The 2,896-nt window shown below is 39.4% G+C and carries 2 protein-coding genes and 1 pseudogene; all 3 read left to right on the plus strand.

Annotated features, from left to right (window positions below; all coding sequences use genetic code 11):
- Positions 1-470 precede the first annotated feature (470 nt).
- Positions 471-1,724, plus strand: coding sequence for an AAA family ATPase (locus NE536_RS22535; RefSeq protein WP_261274084.1), 1,254 nt, complete (start codon positions 471-473; stop codon positions 1,722-1,724).
- A 9-nt stretch (positions 1,725-1,733) separates the two neighbouring features.
- Positions 1,734-2,528, plus strand: coding sequence for an HNH endonuclease family protein (locus tag NE536_RS22540; protein WP_261274085.1), 795 nt, complete (start codon positions 1,734-1,736; stop codon positions 2,526-2,528).
- A gap of 192 nt (positions 2,529-2,720) precedes the next feature.
- Positions 2,721-2,896 (plus strand): annotated as a pseudogene (locus tag NE536_RS22545) (IS110 family transposase); the annotation flags it as partial.

Genomic DNA, 2,896 nt, shown 5'->3' on the forward strand with positions numbered 1-2,896 from the left:
GATGAACTTCTGTGATCTCGGTGTTGACCGTTAATCCTACAAGATTTGCGCCTGTCCCATCTTTCCTGAAAGGTGAATTATCGATTAACGTAAATGTAGCTTGAACAAAGTAGAATATTGGCCTTGCTAAACCCGAGGTGACCATATATGTCCCATCTTTCTTCATTTCCTACTTAAGTCTCTTGTGATTTATCTAGCCAGTGTAAGTATACAGTTGTATTTAAATCATATGGTTTCGAGAAATTTTTATCCTGTAATTATGTGCGTTTTCCGCTGTGGTATATTCGAAGTAAAACTGATAACTTATATAAAATACAATCAGTTAATAATGCGCCTTTTGGCTGTCCTAACGGGAAATCACGCATGTGTTCTACTAAACTGATGGCTTTAATCAAACTTAACAATTTCATGAGAGATGATTAGTTTAAATATCCAACGTACAATCATCTTAACCTTGAGAGAGATGTGAAATGTACTTAAAAAAGATAGAGTTAGAGAACATTAAAACCTTTAAACGTTTTGCCTTCGAACTTGAGCAGAATGAAGACCCTGCTGGTTGGCATGTCATTTTAGGGAATAATGGTGCCGGGAAATCAACGTTCATTAGAGCTGCAGCGGTTGGTTTAATGGGACCTCAAGAAGCTATCAAATCTCGACATGCATTTTCTGAGTGGGTAAATAAGGGGGCCGAAAGTGCCTTAATCCGTATGGAGCTAATCCAAGATAGAGCTCGAGATAGTTGGGCGCAGAAAGGTAAACAACAGGCTGATAACCTTTCTTATACTCTAAAAATCACTAATGAGGGTAGTTTTACTACACACTCTAGAATAACTCCAAACAGGCATGTATGGAGTGGAAAGAAGGGATGGTTTTCAGTTTCATATGGTCCATTTAGACGATTTTCTGGAGGGAATAGTGAGTATCAGAAACTATTCTATTCTTCCCCATTATTAGCCAGACATTTATCTGTATTTGGTGAAGATGTCGCACTCTCGGAAACATTAGAATGGTTAAAAGAATTGCGTTTTAAGGAGTTGGAGAAACCCAATTCAATCGAAGCGAGTTTACTAAAAAGAATCAAAAACTTTATCAACCAAGACGATTTTCTTCCTAATAGGGTTAAATTCAAGGGGGTTTCTTCTGATGGGATTGAATTTATCGATAGCAATGAAACACAAGTAAACATCGAATCATTAAGTGATGGCTATCGCTCAGTGCTAAGTATGACTCTAGAGCTGATTCGTCAAATGGTTGATTGCTATGAAACAGACAATATTTTTGGCTCTGAAGGGACCTCTATCGAATATCCTGGTGTAGTTTTCATTGATGAAGTTGATGTTCATTTGCATCCAATATGGCAGCGAAAAATTGGTAAATGGTTTACTGCGCACTTCCCTAGAATTCAGTTCATCGTTTCGACACATAGTCCTTTAGTATGTCAGAGTGCTGTTTCTGGTTCGATCTGGAAGCTACCCAATTTCATTGAGAATCAAAAAGGCTATCGCGTGAGAGGTATCGAGCTTGATCGGCTTTTATACGGAAACATATTGGAAGCCTTGAGCTCTGATGTATTTGGTGTCGGTATTGAACGTTCGGATGAGGCACAGGAATTGTTAAAGCAATTAGCTGAACTCAATATAAAATCTCAGTTTGGTGTAAATTTAACTGAGGATGAAGTTGCTAAAAAGCAACGAATTCAACGTATATTTGGAACTAATGTGTAGGCAAGAAAAATGATTGAAATTCCGCAAACACAGTTAGCTCAAGCTGCATCAACTTACTTGGCTAACAAGCAAGCTGAAATCGATGCTTTGCAAGATTATGCGCAACAAGTTGAGAAAGGAAAAGCACTATGGTCTAGTAAAACTGGAGCCAATTTTGAAACGGTTAAATCTACACTTACCTCAATGTGTGTAGGCAGCAAGAGATGTAATTATTGTGAAGACTCTGCCGCGGATGAAGTCGAGCATGTGAAACCGAAGGACCTTTTTCCAGAAAATACGTTTAGTTGGGAAAATTATTTATACGCGTGCGGGCCATGCAATGGACCTAAAAACAATTTTTTCGCTGTTATCGACCAAAACAATCAAGTGTTGGAGTTAGCTAGGAAAAAAAATGACCCCGTGGTACGTCCACAAATCGGAATTGATGCTTTTATTAATCCGAGGAATGAGAACCCACTTTCATTTATGGTTCTCGAACTAAGCACAATGTATTTTGTACCCATTCCAGGGATTGGAGTTATCGAACAGAGAAAGGCTGTATATACGATTGATAAGCTGAGATTAAACACTAGAGATTACTTGGTCAAAGCAAGAACAGAAGCGTACGAGGCTTATCTCAATGCTATGAAGGCATTTGTTCTAGATAAAACATCGAATAAAACACAAGCAGAGCTTCAAAATAGTTTAAGCAAGTTTAAAACTAAGCAACATCCAACTGTGTGGGCAGAAATGAAAAGGCAGTACCAATCTATACCTGAGATAGCTGAATTAATAGCACAAGCTCCAGAGCTGTTAGGTGCTTAAGGGCTAGGCCGCGGAAAGATCGGACAGTAGCTACAGAAGTTCACCTTCCCCTGCGAAGTTGCCGCGGGGCGTTGGAATAAATTGCGTGAGTCCGGTCATGGATAATGGAATGGACCCATCCACTTTTAATCGGCCTCACAATGGGCCACGATGTAGTCGCTAAAACTCATCAGAAAGAGGACGGGTCCACTTATGAAGATTACTACAATTGGTTTAGATATCGCAAAGTCTGTTTTTCATGCTGTTGGTGTCGATAAAGCTGGCAAGTTAATCAAAAAGAAAATGCTTAGACGCAAGGACTTGCTACCCTTTCTTGCTCAAATTGAGCCGTGCCTAATTGTGATGGAAGCCTGTGGTGGAGCAAATTA

Source organism: Shewanella septentrionalis (genome assembly GCF_025370265.1).
Lineage (GTDB): Bacteria > Pseudomonadota > Gammaproteobacteria > Enterobacterales > Shewanellaceae > Shewanella > Shewanella hafniensis.